Origin of the sequence: Nocardia sp. NPDC059236 (assembly GCF_042754085.1) — a bacterium.
Lineage (GTDB): Bacteria > Actinomycetota > Actinomycetes > Mycobacteriales > Mycobacteriaceae > Nocardia.
Window position 1 is genome coordinate 366174 of sequence record NZ_JBHZAF010000008.1, and the last position, 17176, is coordinate 383349.

A 17176-nucleotide genomic window follows, 5' to 3' on the forward strand; every position below is an offset into this window, starting at 1 on the left:
GGTACGTCCTGGTCGTCCCGTGTTCACCTGGCGGCTGCGCGTGGATTCACCGGGCGGCTAGGCGTGGAACTGTGCGAAGAATTGCCAGATCACGTCGGTGGCGTCGAACTGGTGGGTGACCTTGCCGACAATCACCTGCGGCAGGTACTGCGGGCCGTCCGGCCAGGTGTGGCCGCCCTCGGCGATCGAATAGAGCTGAACCTTGGCGCCGTTCGCGCAGTCGGAGGACTGGACGGTCACGGTGGTGCCGTCGTCGGTGCGCTGCGGGAGCGTGGTCGTGGTGGCCGCGTTACAGGAGTTCTTCTCCCGCCACAGCTGCTGGGTGGCATCGACCGAGAGCACCGGGCTCGAGCCCGCGCCGTGGTGGCCGGAGGTGACGCGCACGACACCGCCGCCGTAGGGGACGATCGGGTCGGAGGTGCCGTGGATCTCCAGGACCGGCAGGGAATGGGTTGGGGTGCAAGCGGATACGTCGGCCTGGGGGAGCGGGCCCGCCACCGGGGCGATGGCCGCCAGCTTCCCGGACAGGCGGCAGCCGAGGTCCTCGGTGAACATGCCGCCATTGGACATGCCGGTGGCGTAGACGCGGGTGGGGTCGACGGAGTCGTTCGCGATGATCCGGTCGATCACGGCCGCAACGAAACCCACGTCGTCGATATTCGCGGCGCCGGCATTGGTGTCGTCACCGCGGCCGTCGTTCCAGGACTTCTCGTAGCCGTTCGGGTAGACGGCGATGAAACCGTCGGCGTCGGAGGCCTTGTCGAAGCCGAAGGAACCGGCCATGTTCTCGGCATTGCCGCCGCCACCGTGGAAGGCGAGCACGGCGGGCAGCAGGCCCTGGGGTCGGTTGGCGGGGTAGTGGACGATGTATTGCCGCTGCAGTCCACCGTATTCGAAGGTGACGGTGGTGTCGCCGGCGGCGCGGGCCTGCGGGTGCCCGCACCCCGCGGCCATGAAGGCGGTGGACAGCAGGATCGCTGCGGCGAATCTCGGTGCGTTCACGCGAGTGATCGTAGAGAGGCAGCCTGAAGCTGAGCTGAAGCTTGGTGTCAGCTGTGAGCGTGGATGGCGGCCAATGCGGCGGCGGCGACTTCGTGTGGGGGAGGGCCGATTTCGATGCTGAGAATATGCTCGTCGGGACCCGGCGCCTCCAGGGTGCCGAGCTGGGAATCGAGCAGGCCCGGCGGCATGAAATGGTCCATGCGCGCGGTGAGGCGGCGCTGCAACTCGTCCCGGGATCCCGTGAGATGCAGGAATGTCAGCACCGCGCCGGGGTGCCCGGCGAGGCTGCGGCGCAGCACGTCCCGGTAGGAGCGCTTCAAGGCCGAACAGGTCACGACCGCCGAGCGGCCGGCCGTGAACTCGTCGGACATCCAGGCCGCGATGGCCTCCAGCCACGGCTCCCGATCGGCGTCGGTGAGCGCGTGGCCTGCGGCCATCTTGGCGATATTGGCGGGCGGGTGCAGGTCGTCGCCCTCCAAGAGATCCCAGCCCAGGCTGCTGACCAGCATGCCCGCGACCGTGGATTTCCCGGATCCGGAGACGCCCATGAGCACCACGATCTGCGGTCGCGCGGGGGTTGCCATCGCTGCTCCTAGACGACCGCGCTCAGGGCGAGCACGCCCGCCATCCCGGCCAGTGAGATCACGCATTCCATCAGGCTCCACGACTTCAGCGTCTGCACGACGTCCAGGCGCAGATACTCCTTGACCATCCAGAACCCGGCGTCATTGACGTGCGACAGGAACAGCGAGCCCGAGCCGATCGCCAGCACCATGAGCGACACGTGGGAGGTGCTGAGCCCGGCCGCGACCGGAGCGAGAATGCCCGACGCCGTCACCGTCGCGACGGTGGCCGACCCGGTGGCGACCCGGATCAGCGCGGCGACGAACCAGGCCAGCAGCAGCACCGGCAGGCTGCTGTCACGAATCGCGTCGGCAATGGTGCCGGCGATGCCGGTGTCGACCAGCACCTGTTTGAAGCCGCCACCCGCGCCGACGATCAGCAGAATGCCCGCGACCGGCGGCAGCGCGCTGTTCATGGTGTCCGCCAAGGCGTCCCGCGTCATGCGGCCGCCACGGCCGAGCACGATCATGCCCACGATCAGCGCGATACCCAGCGCGACGACCGGGGTGCCGAGCACATCCAGGACCTTCTTCACCTGGGACCCGGACTTCGGCGAGACCACGTCGAAGACCGCGCTGCCCAGCATCAGCACGACCGGCAGCAGGATGGTGGCCAGCGTGGCTGCGAAACTCGGCCGCGGCCCCTTCTCCGCGGCGGGCCGCCCGGCGGGCTCACCGGTCGAGAACAGTTCCGGCACCGGCACATTCACCCAGCGCGCGGCCAGCTTGCCGAACAGCGGACCCGCGATGATCACCGTCGGCACCGCCACCAGCACGCCGAGACCCAGCGTCAGTCCGAGATCGGCCTTGAGCGCCGCCACCGCGACCAGCGGACCCGGGTGCGGCGGCACCAGCCCGTGCATGGCCGACAGGCCCGCCAGCGCCGGAATCGCCACCGCCATCAGGGGAAGTCGCGACCGGTTGGCGACCAGCAGGATGACCGGCATCAGCAGCACCACGCCGATCTCGAAGAACATGGGCAGGCCGATGATCGCGCCCACCAGGCCCATCACCCACGGCAGCGCCCGCGGCCCGGCCCGGTTCACCAGGGTGTCGACCACCTGATCCGCGCCGCCGGAATCGGCGAGCAGCTTGCCGAACATGGCGCCGAAGCCGATCAGGATGCCGACGCTGCCCATGGTCGAGCCGAAGCCCTTGACGAAGGAGGACACGGTGTCGGCCGCGCCCAGCCGGGCGACGAGCCCGACCGCGACCGCGCCGATGGCCAGCGCCAGGAACGGATGCATTTTCAGCCAGGTGATGAGACCGACGATGAGCGCGACACCGAGCACGGCCGCGGTGATGAGCTGGGCGCTGCCGGTGTGCCGGGTGGCCGCGTCGGCCAGGTTCGCGACAGCGAGGGGTTCGAGGTAGGGCATGACGCTTCTTCGAGTCGAGGTGGAGTGATCCAGGGCACAGAGCCCAATATGGAGGACTATATCAAGCCGTGTCGCGAATAAGTACTACGTATTCCCCTCTGGATGCTGATAGATATGCCTCGGATGTGTGACACTGAAGCCATGGTCGACCGCGCCGCGTCCTTGCCCCTGCACGAATCGGTGCTGGATCGGCTCGGCTCCGACATCGCCTCCGGTGGCATCGCGCCCGGCACGCGCATCTCCTCCGATGAGATCGCCACCCGCTTCGACGTCTCCCGCACCGTCGCCCGGGAGGTCGTGCGCGTGCTGGAATCCCTGGGCATGGTCAGCATCCGGCGGCGTGCGGGCATCACCGTCCTCGACCCCGCGCACTGGCAGGCGCTGGACCCCAAGCTGATCCGCTGGCAGCTCGCCGGCCCCCACCGCTTCGCCCAGCTGGCCTGGCTGGCCGAACTCCGTTCCGGCATCGAACCACTGGCCGCCCGCGGGGCCGCCGCGCACGCGACGCCGGAGCAGTGCGCGGCCCTGACCGCGGCGGTGATGGGCATGTCGGCCACGGCCCGTGCCGCCAACACCGCCGCCTATCTCGACCACGACATCGCCTTCCACGCCACCCTGCTGGCCGCGTCCGGCAATCCACTGCTGCAGGTCTTCGCCCCGATCATTCGCGAAGTCCTCACCGGCAGAACCGAACACGAGCTCATGCCGGTGCAGGCCAATCCGCAGGCCCTGCAGCTGCACGCCGCCGTCGCCGCGGCGATCCAGTCCGGTGACGGCCCCGGCGCCGAATCCGCCATGCGCGACATCGTGTCCGAATCCGCCACCGCGATCGCCTGTCTGCGGCCGGCGACGCCCGAATAGCGCTGCGGTCAGGCACACAGCGCTCGCTCAGGGCACGATCAGATACCACTCTGCCCACGGGCCCTGCAGCGGCCAGCTGTTGGCGACCAGCTTGGCCAGTCCCATCCCGACCCACAGGTCGACCGTCTGGGTCTCACCCGGACCAGCACCGGTGCGGACATGGACATCCCGCGAGCCGCCGCCCGCGGACCCCAGCCAGCCCAGCACGATGTGATTACCGCACGGCCCACCCAGATACCCCAGCGGTGTCACGTGCGCGGTCACATGGCCGGGCATGCCGTGCGCGGCCTCGAGACCCACCGCGATCTGCCCCGCACAGAAATTCGCGTCCCCGAAGGTGAACACCGTGGTGCCGAACGGCGCCCACTGCGGCAGCCAATCCGCCTGCGCCGGGGCCGCGCCCACCCCGCCGACGCCCAACGCGAGCCCGGCGGCCGCGATCACCCCCGCCAGCATCCGTACAGTCCTCATCATCGGATGTCCTTCCGACCGGCCGAATTCCACGACCGCACAGCCCGGCTCCCGCCATCCGGCCCGAGACGACCCCCGACGACTCGCCCCGTTGCGCGCGGAAGCCGTTCCCCTCCAGCGTATCCAATCCGCACACCCGTCTACCCCCGTTTCGTGCCGGATGCCGGGCCGCGGAACCGGTTGGGGCGGGCGGCGGACTCGGCCCCGGGTGCCCGGTATTGTCTGCGGTGCACGTGGATCGGGAGGATTTGGTTGGCTGAGCAGCTCCGAACCGGCGTGGTCTTCGCCGGATATCGGGTCGAGCGACTACTCGGTGCCGGTGGGATGGGTGAGGTATATCTGGCCCACGATCGGGACCTACCCAGGTTCGTCGCATTGAAGCTGCTCAATCGCGTGGCCAGCGATGACGACGAGACCCGCCAGCGTTTCCTGCGGGAGGCGAACATCATTGCCCGGCTGTCGCATCCGAACATCGTCACCATCTACGCCCGCGGCGAGGAACAGGGCCGGCTGTGGCTGGCCATGGCCTACGTCGACGGCTCCGATCTGGCCGCCGAACTGCTCGACGGGCCCCTGGAGCCCGCCCGCGCCGCCGCCATCACCGCCGACCTGGCGCGCGCCCTGGACTACGCCCACGAGGCGGGCGTGCTGCACCGCGACGTCAAGCCCGCCAATGTGCTGCTGACCGCCCAGCCGCGAGAGTGGGCGCTGCTCACCGATTTCGGCATCGCCGAGTCCCGGCACGAGGTGCGCGGCATCACCGAGAACGGTGAGGTGGTGGCCAGTTTCCAGTACACCGCGCCGGAGCGTTTCAGCGGCGAGGCCCGGGTCGACCGCCGCGCCGACGTCTACTCCCTCGGCTGCACGCTGTTCGAAATGCTCACCGGTGCACCACCGTTTGCCGACACGGATCTGCCGCGGCTGATCTACCAGCACGTGCGGTCCCCGGTGCCCTCGGTGCGGGAACGGAATCCGGCGCTGCCCGCCGCCCTGGATCCGGTGCTGGCCCGGGCGATGGCGAAGAATCCCCGGGCCCGATTCGCCACCTGCACCGAGCTGTCGGTCGCGGTGAGCGCGGCGATCGAGGGCGCGCGGCCTCGGACACCGGCGCCGCCGCCTCGGGAGACGCACAGCCACAAGGCGATTCCATCGTCGCGCCAGTGGACCCGCTCGCGCACCCTGCTGGTGTTCCTGGCCGTGGCGCTGCTGGCCGGAGCGGCGGCCGCCGCCGTCGGAATCCTGACCACGCTCGCCGACTCCGGCCCGCACAGTGCGGCCGGGGCCCCGACCAGCTCCACGGCTGCAGTACCCACCCGCCGCAGCACGAGCGTCGTCCCCACCTCGATCACCACCTCCGCGGGCGCGGCCGCGGCCGCCGACGGGTGCCAGTCCCGCCGCACCCCCGACGGGGTGACCGGCACCGATCCGGGCGGTATCGCCAGCGGCCCCGACGCCGTCCTCGCCTTCGAGTACGCCTACTACGTGCTCCGCTCCGGCAGCGTCGCACGGGAATTCGTGGCCGAGAACGCGGCGAATGTCGCGGACGCGGCCAAGATCCAGAGCGGCATCGACTCGCTGCCCGTCGGCACCCGCTACTGCGTGCAGGTCAGCCGGATCGCCGCCGCCGACGACGACCACTGGGCGGTGAAGGTCGCCCAGCAGCGTCCCGGCGAACTCCAGGACGTCTTCACCCAGACCGTCACCACCCGTACCGTCGGCAGCCGCACGCTCATCACCTCGATTGTCGAGGAGTAGGACCGGCGGTTGCCGTTTCACAAAGGGGGTGGGTGTGCTGCGAGGCTGCTAGGGTTCGAAGCGTTGACTCGACGGGGACGACCCGGTGGGTCCGGTGAAAGTCGTTCGTCGGTAGGGAGTTTCGGACTTGGAGTCGACAGGATCGTGGGGCGTGGTCTCGGGGGCTGGGGGATGCCCGGTACGTGGCGGGTCGCCCGTCGGCGTGGCAGAGCCCCCGATGCTGTTGGGAACACCGGAATTCGCGGCCGATCCGCATCGCGCCTATCGCGAGATGCGTCGGCAGCACGGCTCCATGGTGCCCATCGAGCTGGCGCCGGGGGTGCCCGCGACGCTGGTGGTGAGCTATCGGACAGCGCTGCGAATCCTCAATGATCCCGAGCACTTTCCGGCCGATCCGCGGGTCTGGCAGGAGGGCATCCCCGAGGATTCGCCCATCCGGCCGATGATGCAGTGGTATCCCAACGCGCTGCGCAACGCGGGCGCCGAGCACACCCGCTACCGGCAGGCCTACACCGCCGGTATCGACGGGATCGACCTGCACGCCGTGCATTCCACGGTCGAGGAGATCGCGGGCCGGCTCATCGCGGGCCTGGCCGCCGAGGGCGGCGCGGACCTGGTGTCGCAGTACGCGCTGCCGCTGGTGTTCGAGGTGCTCAACCAATTGGTCGGCTGCTCAGCGGATATCGGCCAGCGGGTGGCCACCGGCATGGCCGCGCTGTTCGACACCGTCAATGCCGCGTGGGGCATGCAGACCCTGGCCGAGGCGCTCATGGAGCTCATCGCCATGCGCCGCGCCGAGCCCGGCGACGACGTCACCTCGCGCATGGCCCACCACTCGGCCGCGCTGAACGACGAGGAGATGCTGTACCAGCTGGTCAGCTTCTACGGCGCGGGCCTCGAGCCCATGCAGAACCTGATCAGTAACACCCTGCTGCTCATGCTCACCGACGACCGTTTCGGCGGAGACATGCTGGGCGGCAGCCTATCCACCCGCGACGCACTCGACGAGGTGCTCTTCAACGACCCGCCGATGGCCAACTTCTCCATCAGCTACCCGCGTCAGCCCATCCTCATCGACACCACCTGGCTGCCCGCCCATCAGCCTGTCCTGATCAGCCTCGCCGCCTGCAACAACGATCCCGAGATCGCGGGCGGCGACCGCACCGGCAACCGGTCGCACCTGGCCTGGAGCGCGGGCCCGCACGCCTGCCCGGCCCGATCGGTGGCCTACCTGGTCGCGCAGACCGCCATCGACCAGTTGCTGGACGCGGTGCCGGACCTGACGCTGGCCGTCCCGAAACACGACATCTCCTGGCGGCCCGGCCCGTTCCACCGCGCCATGGTGGCACTGCCGGTCGAATTCCCGATCAGTCCCGCGCTGCGCGCGGTGTAAGGAGTGCTCCATGTCCCAGAGCCCGATCGTGCTGGATGTCACCGGCACCGACATCCAGGGCGAATCCGCCCGGATCCGCGCGCAGGGCCCCGTCACGCTGGTCGAGCTGCCCGGCGGCGTGACGGCGTGGTCGGTCACCGACCAGGCCGTGCTCAAGACCCTGCTGGCCGATGCCCGCGTCTCCAAGGATCCGCGCCAGCACTGGTCCGCGTTCATCAACGGCGAGATCACCGAGGCCTGGCCGCTGCTGCCCTGGGTGGCCGTGGAGAACATGTTCACCGCCTACGGTGCCGACCACCGCCGGCTGCGAAAGCTGGTGTCCCCGGCCTTCACCCACCGCCGCACCACCGCCATGGGCGAACGCATCGAGGCCATCGTCGCCGAGCTGCTCGACGAGCTGGCCGCGCTCCCGGCGGGCTCGGTCGCCGACCTGCGCTCGCTCTACGCCTACCCGGTGCCGATCCGCGTGATCAGCGGCCTCATGGGGGTGCCCGAGCACCTCGACGCCGCCATCCACAAGTGCGTCGACGGCTTCTTCGACGGGTCCCTGTCCGCCGAGGAGTCCATGGCCAACTTCCTCGAAATGTACGAGCGCGTGGGCGAACTCGTCGCCTACCGCCGCGACAACCCGGGCGACGACATCACCAGCGCCATGATCGCCGCCCGCGATGACGAGGACGGCTCGCAGCTGGCCGACAAGGAGCTCGTCGAAACCCTCATGCTCGTCATCAATGCCGGGCACGAGACCACCGTGAACCTGCTCGACCAGGCCATCGTCGCCCTGCTCACCCACTCGGAGCAGCTGGCCGCGGTCGTCGCCGAGCAGGCGTCGTGGAACGACGTCATCGAGGAGACCCTGCGGTTCCAGTCGCCGGTGGCGCACCTGCCGCTGCGATACGCGGTGGAGGACATCGAGATCGACGGCTTCACCATCCCCAAGGGCGAGGCCATCCTGGCCTCCTACGCCGGCGCCAGCCGCGACCCGCGGATCCACGGTGCGACCGCCGACAGCTTCGACATCCACCGTGACACCAAGGACCAGCACGTCGCCTTCGGCCACGGCGCCCACCACTGCCTGGGCGCCCCGCTGGCCCGGCTGGAGGCCGCCATCGCGCTGCCCGCCCTGTTCGAGCGCTTCCCGAACCTCCGGCTGGCCACGGACGCAACGGAATTGACCCCGCTGGGCAGCTTCATCTCCAACGGGCACACCAGCCTGCCGGTGCGGCTGGACGGCGAGTAGACACGACCGTTCGCGGGCCGGGTTCGCGCCGGGCCCGCGAACGCGGCTCCGCGGCGGGGCGAGACAGTGGCTCCGCCTCGGGCTTCGAGAGTGAATCAGCCTGCGGCGATGGGCGGCCGCACGGTGCCGAATCCGGTGGCCTGCTCGAAGGCGTGCCCGACCTCCAGAACCAGGCGGTCGGCACGATGCGGTCCGACGATCTGCAAGCCCACCGGCAGCCACGCGGTGGTGAATCCGGCGGGCACCGACAGGGCCGGACATCCGGTGGCACTGATGAAATACGCCGACCGCATCCAATCCAGATAGGTGTACATCGGCTCGCCGTCCACCGTGTCCGGATACTCGAGCTCCACATCGAACGGCGGTACCTGGCTCACCGGCAGCAGCAGTACGTCATAGCGTTCGAAGAACTCCCGCATCCGATGGAACAGCATCGTGTGCAGCACTTCGGCTTCGGCGATGTCGCGCCCGCTCAGCGCCAGCCCCTGCTCGATGTTCCACACCAGCGACGGCTTGACCAGATCCCGGTGCGCCAGTGGCGGTTCCAGCGCCAGCGCGAACAGCCACGCGCGCAGCGTCCGGAAGACCTGTTCTGCCCCCGACAGATCCGGGCAGTCCTCGGTCACGACCGCACCGAGTTCGGAGAACACCCGGACCGCGGGTTCGAGCACGTCCCGCACCGCCCGATCGACCGGCACCGCGCCGCCCAGATCCGGCGACCACGCCACCCGCAGCCCGCGCAGATCCCGGTCCAGGGATCCGGTGAAGATCGAGCCGGGTTCGGTGATCGCGATGGGACTGCGCGGATCCGGGCCCGCCAGCACCGACAGCAGCAGCGCCGCATCGGCCACCGTGCGCGCCATCGGTCCCTGTACCGTCAGCGTTCCCCACGCGTAAGGATCCGGCCAGGTCGGCACGCGGCCCGGCGACGGTCGGAAGCCCACCACATTGCAGAACGATGCCGGATTGCGCAGCGACCCGCCCATATCGCTGCCGTCGGCCAGCGGCTGCAGACCGCACGCCAGCGCGGCCGCGGCGCCGCCGCTGCTGCCGCCCGCCGACTTGCCGAGATCGTAGGGATTGCGGGTGGCGCCGAAGATCGGATTCACGGTGTGCGAGCCGGCCCCGAACTCCGGCACATTGGTCTTGCCCACCGTGATGACTCCGGCCGCGTGCAGCCGCTCGATCAGCAGCTCGTCGCGCTCGGGGATCTGCTGTGCCAGCAGCGGGCTGCCGTAGGTGGTGCGGATGCCCGCGGTGTCGTGGGTGTCCTTGTGCGCCATCGGAATTCCGTGCAGGGGACCCGGTTCGGCCCCGGCGGCCACCCGCTGGTCGGCGGCGCGGGCGGCGTCGAGCGCCTGCTCGCCGACCAGGGTGACGATCGCATTGACCTTGGGATTGATCCGCTCGATCCGATCCAGGTGGGCGCGCACCACCTCGACGGCCGAGACCTGGCGGGCGCGCAGCCAGCCGGCCAACTCCCGTGCGGACGCGTAACAGATGTCGGAATCCACCGGCGCTCCTCATGATCCGGATGCGATTGCCTCGGCTCTCATAGTGACGCTCGCAGCCCGAATCCTCGACCCCTGTCGTGCACCGGATGCCCGGCTCGATGGCTGCCGCGTGGTTGCGGGGTGGATGCGGGACTCGCCGCGCGGTGCGGTTCCCCCCGCTTCCCGGGGGCCGCCGGTTGGACGCTGGAGCTTCGGCGCGATACTGGCCGGGCGTCTTTCCACGTGTGTTCAGCGATCCAGATCCGTCACACAGGAGGAACGAAAACATGGTCGTCATTCGGAACCGTCACCGCTCGACCGTCACCGCCGCTGTCGTCGCGGCCCTGGGCGCGGGGGTGCTGCTCGCCGCGGCGCCCGCGCTGGCCGCCAACTCCATCACGGTCGAGTCGGCGGGAGCTTCGTCGATCGGCATCGACTACATGTGCGAGGCGTCCGCGGGCGTCGCCGGCATCCTGGCCATGGTCGGCGATCCGAACGCGGACCGGCCGGCCGCCACCGGCGAGCAGGACTCGTTCACCTGCGACGGCTCCCAGCACGCCGCGACCATCGCGCTCACCCCGGTGGCGGGGGAGACGCCGCTGGTATCGGGCGCCCCCGTGCAGGTCCGGGTCGCGCTGGTCGATCCGAGCCAGACCGTCGTCTCCGGGACTGCGAGGTTGCTCACCCTCGGCTGAGCCTTCGGTGCGCAAGCTGTTTTCTGCCCGACAACATTCGGAAACCTGCCGTTAGAAAGCGGCTGCCAGACTCGCCGCCGCGCGCCCGATGAGCATTCCGTCGGGCCGCGGACGGCCGTCGCCGTCGGAGCAGAACAGTCGCCAGGTCAAGCGCGCCGGCGGCACGCGAGAACCAGGACCCCGGACGTGCGATACCGCTCGATGATTTGCAGCATGGCAGTTATGGCTGCGGCGGGGCTCGTCTCGCTGTCCTCGACCCCCTTCGATCCGGCGGCGCGCGCTCAACCGGATGTGATGACGCCCGCCGGTCCGGGGACCGCGCCGGTGGCGCCGGACGGTTCGGCCATTGTCGGCATCCGGCGCGTCGACGATCGGCACCTGGAACTCACCGTGCACTCCGCCGCCATGAACCTCGACTTTCCGGTGGATGTGCAGTTGCCCGCCGACCGGTCCGCGCCCCGCCCGGTGCTCTACATGCTCAGCGGCGGCAGCGGCGGCAAGGGCGCGGCCTCCTGGGATCGCCGCACCAATGCCTTCGACTTCCTGGCCGACAAGGACGTCAATGTCGTGCAGCCCATCGGCGGCGCGGCGTCCTACTACGCCGATTGGCGGCAGCCGGATCCGCGGCTGGGCGTCATGAAGTGGACGACCTACCTCACCGAGGAGCTGCCTCCGCTCATCGATGCCGCGCTGGGCACCAGTGGCGTGAACGGTCTTGTCGGAGTATCGATGTCGGGGACGTCGGTCCTGCAGCTGCCGATCGCCAAACCCGGCCTGTACCGCTCGGTGGCGGCGTTCAGCGGCTGCGCGCGGATCGCCGATCCGGTGGGCGAGATGTATGTCCGGATCACGGTCGGGTTCGGCGGCGGCGACGCCGGCAATATGTACGGCCCGTCCGGTGACCCGATGTGGGCGGCCAACGATCCCTACCTGCACGCCGAGGCACTGCGCGGGCTCGACCTGTACCTGTCCAGCGGCAATGGCATGCCCGGGCCGCACGACAGGGCCGGGGACCGTCACTTCGCCGGTGCCGGAGACAGTCTCGCGAACCAGATCCTGGTGGGCGGCATTCTCGAGGCCGCCGTCGACCAGTGCACGCACGCCATGGCCGACCGGCTCGCGGATCTGGGCATCCCGGCCACCGTGGAACTGCACCCCTACGGCACCCACTCTTGGGGTTACTGGGACGACGAGCTGCCCGCTTCCTGGCCGGTGCTGGCCCACGGGCTCGGGTTGTAGCGCGAGCCGGTCAATCCTGTTCCGGGGGTAGCTGTTCCAGGGCCCATCGGGCCCAGTCCCGGTTCATGGCGGTGGCTCGGGCGCCGTATTCCAGCGCGAGGTGGCCGTAATGCGACAGGTTACTGTCGGTCCAGTCGATGTGCTGCTCGAGTTCGCCCAGTTCGGCGTGGGCGTGTTCGGCGCGTTCCGCGATGCCGGCCAGGTAGGCGCGGGCCTGTTCGGGCGGCAGGATGCCGAGGAAGAACACGCGCAATAGCGTGTCATTGCGTGTCACCTGTTTCGGCCGGGTCGTGGTGAGCCAGGTGCGCAGGTCGTCGAGCCCGGCGTCGGTGATGGTGTATTCCTTGCGGCCGCGCGGTCCTTCGTCGCTGACGGCGATGAATCCGGTGTCGGCGAGTTTGGTGAGCTCGGTGTAGATCTGGCTCTGTGTCGCGGGCCAGACATTGGCCAGCGAGTGCTTGAAGGTCCGCAGCAGGTCGTAGCCGCTGGCGGGACCATCGGACAGCAGCCCGAGCAGGGCGTACCGGAGACTCATGCCCCCTACCTTACATTCCAGTATTGACATGTCGAGCATGGAGGCTCAGGCTTGGACATGTCAGAATTGGAATGTCGCGACGTCGAGGAGCCCGGCTCCTCCGGCAGGCAGGTATCGAACATGACCACACCTCCCCACCTCACCGGCAACTACGCGCCCGTCGCCGACGAGCTCACCACCCACGACCTACCCTGCACCGGAACGATTCCCGAGGAACTCACCGGCTGGTACCTGCGCAACGGGCCCAACCCGCACGCGGCGGCCTCCAAACACTGGTTCCTCGGCGACGGCATGGTGCACGGCGTGCGGATCGAAGGCGGGCGCGCGGTGTCCTATCGCAATCGGTGGGTGCGCACCAGCACCTTCACCGACGGCGCCCGGGGCATCGACGAGCACGGCCGGCGGGATTTCACTGCGGGCGTGGCGAACACGCACGTCATCCGGCACGCCGGGCGCACGTTCGCGCTCGTCGAATCCTCGTTTCCCTACGAATTGACCTGCGATCTGGACACTCTGGGACCGCACGATTTCGACGGCAAGCTCACCACCGCCATGACCGCGCACCCGAAGACCTGCCCGGTCACGGGGGAGCTGCACTTCTTCGGCTACGACTTCTTCGAGCCCTACCTGACCTATCACCGCGCCGACGCGGCCGGCACGCTCGAGCTCAGCCGCCAGATCGACGTCCCGGCCGCGACCATGCACCACGACTTCGCGCTCACCGCGAACCATGTCGTATTCATGGATCTGCCGGTGGTTTTCGACCTGCAGACCGCCATGACCGGTGCCGGCATGCCGTTCCGGTGGAACGACGACTACCAGGCCCGCCTCGGCGTACTGCGCCGCGACGACCCGCACGGTGAGGTGCGCTGGTTCGCCATCGAACCCTGCTACGTCTTCCACACCCTCAACGCGCACGAGGAAGACGGCCGGATCGTGCTGCACGCCATGCGCTATCGGAGCATGTGGCGCTCCGACTCCCGCGACTTCGACGAGGGCGCGACACTGTGGCGCTGGACCATCGACCTCGCCACCGGTGCGGTCCGCGAGGACCAACTCGACGACCGCATCGCCGAATTCCCGCGCATCGACGACCGCCTCGCGGGCCTGAACGCCCGCCACGGCCACGTCTCGGTCTCCGACGGCGGCGTCGGCGCGCTGCTGCGCTACGACCTCCACACCGGCTCGAGCACCGCCCACACCTTCGGCCCCGGCCGCCTCCCCGCTGAGGCATCCTTCGCCCCCGCCGACGAAAGCCCGGGCGGCGCAGGCTATCTCATGTCCTACGTCTACGACTCCGGCGAGGACCGCAGCGACCTCGTCATCCTCGACGCCACCGACCTGGCAGCCGCGCCGGTGGCCACCATCCACCTGCCCCGCCGGATCCCGTACGGCTTCCACGGCAACTGGCTGCCCGACCACTGAGACGCTCGAGTAGGCGGCCGCTACCGATCGTGGCTTCCCGCATGCCTTTCTGGATCTACCCATGCCCCGGCAGCGTCATCGCGGGCGAGTCGGCCTTCACACCACGGGGATTCAGCGGGTGCGCGACAGCGTCAGTCCGAGCCCGTCGATACGGAACTCGTTCGTGGTGACGCGGACCGGCGTATCGGTGAAACGGCGTCCCGCGAGGGCGGTCTGGAGGAACTCGCGGACCGGTGCCGGCTGATCCGGGAGTGTCGCGAGGGTGTCGGCGGGGATCTCCACGGTGCCGTCGAAACTTCTGGGCTGATCGGTGATTCCGGACGCCTGGACCGTCTGGCGGAGTCCGTCCACGGTGTGCAGGGTCAGGGCGAGGTGGCTGCCGTCGGCGAAGTCCAGGCGCAGCGGGGTGGGGGAGACCGCGACATCGAAGGACTCGATCCGCACGGCCACGCCCGACGCGGTCCGGCCCGCATAGGTGTACGGCGATGCCGCCACGGTGTCATCGGCCGAGTGGCCGGTGCCGGTGTTGTCCAGCAGACGACCTGCCAGCGGACGATCGGTGGGTACGAAATCCCACTGGTCGGCGGCGAGTTCCTTCACCCAATAGCCGGTGCGCCCGCCGTCGACGCCTTCGACACGCAATTCGCGTGCGTCGGAACCGATTCCGGTCTTGTGCACGGAAACCCGATCGGTGATCCGGCCGGGAATCCTGGGCTGCCGCAGCCAGTCCGGCGCGGGTAGCTGGATCGCCGCGTAGTGATCGTCGATCCGCTCACCGAGCATGTCGGGCGCCGCGGGCCGTCCCCGCTGATCCTCGTAGGAGTAGCGGAAGAACACCTTGTCCGCGCCGGAGATGTCGAAATCGTAGAGCCGCGTGTAGAGATTGCCGAACCGATCCACGACCAGCGTGGTCGATCCGCTGGTGGACAGCGCCACCGCGCGGAAGCGGCCCTGGTCGGGCGTGGACATCTCGTAGCTGTGGTCCAGCGGCAGCCACGGGTCCACGTAGTGGATGCGGTGGCCGTCGTCGGTGAGCGCGAAGACGTGCGACACCTTCGCGCCGCCGACATTGTGATCATTGCCGGCGGTGTCGCGCCAGCGGTGATCCTCGTTGGGCGACAGCACCGACCAGGTCCAGGCGATCGTGCCCGGCGGCAGGGTGTTGCCGGGGCCGGTCCACAGCGGTGTGCCGTAGCGGCTGCTCCAGTTCCAGTCCGCGGGTGCGCTCAGGATGTGGTCCATGGTGAAGAAGCGGCCGTCGACGTCGATGGCCATGAGTTCGTCGTCGTCCGCCGAGACGCCGGCGATCCGGCCCGCCATGCACCCGGGCAGCGGCAGCGTGCGCCAACCGCCCTGCGCGGCCGCCTGTTTCACGTAGACGGACCCGTCGCGCACGGCGAAGGACCAGCGGCGGTTGAACGTTTCCGCGGTGGTCCGCAGGAAGACCTGATCCGGTAACGGGACGGCGGCCGCCGGGAATGCGTCGAGTCCGGCCGTGGACTCGTCCGCGCCCAGTTCGGGCGTGCCGACGGTGCCGAGCAGCGTGCACGCGGGCGGTTCGGCGGACGCGATCTGCGGGGGCGCCGCCACCGCGAGCGCGAGTCCGGCGGCCGCGGCGAGCACGCCGTGCCGCACTGCGGGTTCGGGCATCACAACCACCCGAGGGAGCCGAACACGATCAGGGCGAGGGCGTCGATCCCCAGAATCGCGCCCACGGCAATGGCTTTCGCCCGCACCGTCTTCAGGTCGTGGACATAGAAGCAGGCGATGAAGAACGGCACGTATCCGAACAGCCAGATGAGGTATGGGAAGCCCGCGTGCCACCAGGACCAATCCCAGGTCAGCACACCCGCCTTGTTCAGCAGCACCTCCACGCCGACCGCGGCCGCGGAGTTCGCCGCGATGAGGACCGGCCGGTTGGGCAGGCCCAGGATTCGAACCTCCTTGGGCGGCAGCATCTTCGCCGCGGCCACACCCATGATGGCGAACATGAAGCAGATCTCGATATTGAGGCCGATGAGGATCTGATACGCCGTGGGCCCGGTCGCGCCCCACACCGGCGCGCGCCCGGTGGCGTGGAAGACCAGCGAGTTCCAGATCTCGTTGAACCAGTCCATGCCCCACAGGGCCAGCCCCGCGAACAGCACATTCCAGTTCCGCCGTTCGACCTCGGTCGCATAGACGTAGATGACGACCAGCAGCAGCGGAATCACGTACCACTTGAACTGGCTGCTGTCCCGCAACAGCTCGAGCGCGGCCCGCGCGTGATCGGTCATCGCCGAACCCCTCCTCATCACCGTTGAGCCTGGCGAGTGTGTGACAAATCACTGTGAAATGTCAACATGTAAGCCAGAACTGCCGGTTTAGGGATCGGTCTGGATTCGTCGTCAACCTGACCACGGGCCTGGTGGATCCGGAGCAGGTCGCCGTCGCGTTCCCGGTCGCGGTCGGGGCCGCCGAGACCGGACGTGACACCATCCCGATGTGGCGGGGGATCGGTGACGATCCGGCCGTCACCTTCGGCTACCGAGATCGCAGCATTCAAGTACCGGCCGGTGTGTCCGGATTATTTTCCTGCTGTCGGGCAGACGTCCTCTATTGCCAGGCCGACCAATTTGGCCGCGTCGTCGTGCGAGAGGTGAATTCGGGTGGTGGTGGATTCGTCCAGCGCTTCCTGATAGGGATCATTGGCTTCGTCGGCTTTGTTTGCGTCCTGGAGATTCACGTCCGCCTTCACATTCGGGTCGTTGGAAATGACCTTGGCGGCCGCGGCATCGCGCAGGAACTGTTGTTCGATGGTCGTTAGCCCCCGAGGACGCGTGGACTGGGGTGGATGCCAGGTGCCATCGGGCTCCCGCCACGGCCCGGCACCCTGCGGAAAGTCGTTCATTGTTGATCCTGGCGACCAGAGTGGAATTCGGGTGTGCGCGCCGCGCGGAAATTGCCACCCGTCCAGGTCGATTACGCGACTCACTGATTGGAATGCAACTCTAACGTTCAGACTTCCCGAGTCGCGAGAGGCTCACATGAGCTGAATCGAATAGAGTCGATAGCTGCGCTCCCAA

At 69.0% G+C, this 17176-nt stretch carries 16 protein-coding genes; 7 read left to right on the forward strand and 9 right to left on the reverse strand.

The features are described 5' to 3' along the window. Positions 1-57: 57 nt before the first annotated feature. The 3 genes from ACFXIV_RS23235 to ACFXIV_RS23245 are packed head-to-tail and all read right to left on the reverse strand — an operon-like array spanning position 58 to position 3004. A complete protein-coding gene (locus ACFXIV_RS23235; protein ID WP_379395849.1) occupies positions 58-1002 on the reverse strand; it encodes an alpha/beta hydrolase family esterase in 945 nt (314 codons plus the stop codon). A 47-nt stretch (positions 1003-1049) separates the two neighbouring features. Next, positions 1050-1586 (reverse strand): gluconokinase, encoded by a 537-nt coding sequence (locus tag ACFXIV_RS23240; RefSeq protein WP_379395847.1) that lies wholly within the window; start codon positions 1584-1586, stop codon positions 1050-1052. 8 nt (positions 1587-1594) lie between these two features. Next, positions 1595-3004, reverse strand: coding sequence for a GntP family permease (locus ACFXIV_RS23245; RefSeq protein ID WP_379395845.1), 1410 nt, complete (start codon positions 3002-3004; stop codon positions 1595-1597). A gap of 141 nt (positions 3005-3145) precedes the next feature. On the opposite strand from ACFXIV_RS23245, the gene ACFXIV_RS23250 reads away from it, so the two are divergent. Beyond that, on the forward strand, positions 3146-3865 hold the full coding sequence (locus ACFXIV_RS23250; protein ID WP_379395843.1) for a FadR/GntR family transcriptional regulator: 720 nt from the start codon (positions 3146-3148) through the stop codon (positions 3863-3865). Positions 3866-3892: 27 nt separating this feature from the next. Here ACFXIV_RS23250 and ACFXIV_RS23255 read toward each other — a convergent pair whose 3' ends face one another. After that, entirely contained in the window at positions 3893-4339 is a 447-nt protein-coding gene (locus tag ACFXIV_RS23255) for a hypothetical protein (protein WP_379395841.1), read from the reverse strand. Positions 4340-4588: 249 nt separating this feature from the next. Between ACFXIV_RS23255 and ACFXIV_RS23260 the strand changes: the two genes are divergently transcribed. From ACFXIV_RS23260 to ACFXIV_RS23270, 3 genes are all read left to right on the forward strand, one after another. After that, a complete protein-coding gene (locus ACFXIV_RS23260; RefSeq protein ID WP_379395839.1) occupies positions 4589-6091 on the forward strand; it encodes a serine/threonine-protein kinase in 1503 nt (500 codons plus the stop codon). A gap of 217 nt (positions 6092-6308) precedes the next feature. Beyond that, positions 6309-7484 (forward strand): cytochrome P450, encoded by a 1176-nt coding sequence (locus ACFXIV_RS23265; RefSeq protein ID WP_379395837.1) that lies wholly within the window; start codon positions 6309-6311, stop codon positions 7482-7484. Positions 7485-7494: 10 nt separating this feature from the next. Then, positions 7495-8724 carry a cytochrome P450 gene (locus tag ACFXIV_RS23270; RefSeq protein ID WP_379395835.1) on the forward strand — a complete coding sequence of 410 codons (1230 nt, stop codon included), beginning with the start codon at positions 7495-7497 and terminating at the stop codon, positions 8722-8724. A gap of 95 nt (positions 8725-8819) precedes the next feature. Here ACFXIV_RS23270 and ACFXIV_RS23275 read toward each other — a convergent pair whose 3' ends face one another. Next, positions 8820-10238, reverse strand: a complete 1419-nt coding sequence (locus ACFXIV_RS23275; RefSeq protein WP_379395833.1) for an amidase — start codon at positions 10236-10238, stop codon at positions 8820-8822. 266 nt (positions 10239-10504) lie between these two features. Between ACFXIV_RS23275 and ACFXIV_RS23280 the strand changes: the two genes are divergently transcribed. Both ACFXIV_RS23280 and ACFXIV_RS23285 read left to right on the forward strand, forming a co-directional pair. Further along, positions 10505-10912 carry a hypothetical protein gene (locus ACFXIV_RS23280; RefSeq protein ID WP_379395831.1) on the forward strand — a complete coding sequence of 136 codons (408 nt, stop codon included), beginning with the start codon at positions 10505-10507 and terminating at the stop codon, positions 10910-10912. Positions 10913-11125: 213 nt separating this feature from the next. Next, complete coding sequence (locus ACFXIV_RS23285; protein ID WP_379395829.1) at positions 11126-12151, forward strand: alpha/beta hydrolase; 1026 nt, start codon at positions 11126-11128, stop codon at positions 12149-12151. 10 nt (positions 12152-12161) lie between these two features. On the opposite strand, the gene ACFXIV_RS23290 is transcribed toward ACFXIV_RS23285, so the two are convergent. Then, positions 12162-12686: a PadR family transcriptional regulator gene (locus tag ACFXIV_RS23290; protein WP_379395827.1), complete on the reverse strand. Its 525-nt coding sequence runs from the start codon at positions 12684-12686 to the stop codon at positions 12162-12164. A 120-nt stretch (positions 12687-12806) separates the two neighbouring features. On the opposite strand from ACFXIV_RS23290, the gene ACFXIV_RS23295 reads away from it, so the two are divergent. Continuing rightward, positions 12807-14111, forward strand: a complete 1305-nt coding sequence (locus ACFXIV_RS23295; protein ID WP_379395825.1) for a carotenoid oxygenase family protein — start codon at positions 12807-12809, stop codon at positions 14109-14111. Positions 14112-14222: 111 nt separating this feature from the next. On the opposite strand, the gene ACFXIV_RS23300 is transcribed toward ACFXIV_RS23295, so the two are convergent. The 3 genes from ACFXIV_RS23300 to ACFXIV_RS23310 all read right to left on the reverse strand — a co-directional run bounded on the left by ACFXIV_RS23300 (position 14223) and on the right by ACFXIV_RS23310 (position 17001). Further along, the gene (locus ACFXIV_RS23300) at positions 14223-15761 is read right to left on the reverse strand and encodes a hypothetical protein (RefSeq protein ID WP_379395823.1); all 1539 of its coding nucleotides are present in this window, start codon (positions 15759-15761) and stop codon (positions 14223-14225) included. Beyond that, complete coding sequence (locus ACFXIV_RS23305; protein ID WP_379395821.1) at positions 15761-16387, reverse strand: hypothetical protein; 627 nt, start codon at positions 16385-16387, stop codon at positions 15761-15763. Before ACFXIV_RS23305 ends, ACFXIV_RS23300 begins: the two co-directional genes overlap by 1 nt. A gap of 290 nt (positions 16388-16677) precedes the next feature. Next, entirely contained in the window at positions 16678-17001 is a 324-nt protein-coding gene (locus tag ACFXIV_RS23310) for a hypothetical protein (protein ID WP_379395819.1), read from the reverse strand. Positions 17002-17176: the final 175 nt, after the last annotated feature.